Raw genomic sequence first — 880 nt, 5'->3', positions numbered from 1 at the left:
GTAGAGCTGTCGCGGCCAGGACCGCTCCTACCGAGCCGGGCCGCTTACTTGAACGTGTAAACCAGGTTCACCGTGGTCAGCGTGTCGGTTTTCTTGTCGCCGTCGCTGACCTCGCTGTTGTGGCGCATCTGCCAGGCGGCCTTGAGCGCGAAGTGCGAGTTCATGCTGACCTGCACGCCGAAATCGTTCTGCGCGTAGGTGTTGTATTCGCCCGATTCCACCAGCAGCGTGTTGATCAGATCGGTGTTGTCGGTGACGGTGTACTTGAGGTCGAACAGGCCGCGCCCGATCAGGCCGGTCTCGTTGCGGTCTTCGTCGCTGTTGTGCGCGCGGCGGATACCCGGGCCGATCTGCGCGTCCAGATAGAAGCGCTCGGCATCGATCAGGCGCGTGCCGTAGCCGATACCGAAGGTGGCCAGCCGATCGTAGGTGGCGAAGTCGTCGTGTTCGTAGCGGCCGGTGGCGGTGAGCTGGCGGTGTTCGCCCAGCTGCAGGGCACTGCCCACGCTGGCGGTGTAACGCTCGGCGGTGGTCTGGCGTTCGCGTTCGGTGCTGCCGTCGTCGTTGGTATTGGTGTACTCCGAGCTCGAACGCAGTGCGGTGGCATCCAGGCTGTGGATCCAGTCGCCGTCGGTGTAGCGCAGGCGCACGCGGCCGTTGAGGCTGTCGGTGGTGCTGTTGCCGGGGGCAGCGGCATAGCCCAGCTCGCCGCTGCTGCCGCTCCAGGGCGAGGGCACCAGCGCAGCGGCAGGGTCAACCGGCGTCGGCGCGACCGCGATCGACTGGGCCCACACGGTGGGCGTGATCAACAGCAGGGGCAGCAGGGCAGACAACTGGGCACGGCGGGACATAAGCGGCTCGCTTGAGGGCAGGGCGGGAG

Annotated in this window: 1 protein-coding gene; it reads right to left on the bottom strand. The window is 66.5% G+C overall.

Annotated elements, in window-relative coordinates; genetic code table 11:
• Positions 1-44: 44 nt before the first annotated feature.
• Complete coding sequence (locus Y887_RS17600; RefSeq protein ID WP_046965582.1) at positions 45-851, bottom strand: DUF481 domain-containing protein; 807 nt, start codon at positions 849-851, stop codon at positions 45-47.
• Between the last annotated feature and the right edge of the window lie 29 nt (positions 852-880).

This window comes from Xanthomonas pisi DSM 18956, assembly GCF_001010415.1.
GTDB classification, from domain to species: domain Bacteria; phylum Pseudomonadota; class Gammaproteobacteria; order Xanthomonadales; family Xanthomonadaceae; genus Xanthomonas; species Xanthomonas pisi.
The sequence above is the reverse complement of the archived record's forward strand: the minus strand, read 5'-3'. Positions and strand labels throughout refer to the sequence as shown.